This is a genomic window from Bacillus sp. L_1B0_5 (assembly GCF_000836715.1).
GTDB classification, from domain to species: Bacteria; Bacillota; Bacilli; order Bacillales; family Bacillaceae_G; genus Bacillus_A; species Bacillus_A thuringiensis_S.
The window spans coordinates 1-459 of the sequence record NZ_JXIS01000239.1; the positions used below are offsets into that span (position 1 = coordinate 1).

Genomic DNA, 459 nt, shown 5'->3' on the forward strand with positions numbered 1-459 from the left:
CTTCCGGTAGGTCCAGTACTTCCAGTAGGTCCTGTAAGTCTGTATGGAAGAATAATTTCAAGAGCCATTGATACTAGTTCTTCTATTCTTTTTTCATTTTTATCTTGAATTTAAATCACCTCATTTTTAAATTAGAATGCAATAAGTTTCGTGTTTTTGGAATGGAACTATCATTTTATTATATTAATAGTAGTAGTTAAAGCAACGGTAAAATGTTTAATAACTGTATGAATCATTTGGAAAGAAAAAAGAATAGTTATGAAAGCATTCCTTAATAATAGACTCATACTTATGTAAGTTAATTAAAAATATGTGGAATGAGGAATTAAATTGAAGCGGAATGATAAATTATCAATAAATAAAGGTAAGATAGCACCTGAGAATATTGGGCCTACATTTCCAGCTCTTCCGCCAATATATATTCCAACAGGAGCAACAGGAGCAACGGGAGCAACAGGA

Annotated in this window: 1 protein-coding gene; it reads left to right on the forward strand. The window is 31.4% G+C overall.

The features are described 5' to 3' along the window. Positions 1–330 precede the first annotated feature (330 nt). A partial coding sequence (locus tag RT27_RS34725) for an exosporium leader peptide-containing protein (RefSeq protein WP_043939488.1) occupies positions 331–459 on the forward strand: 129 nt, incomplete at its 3' end.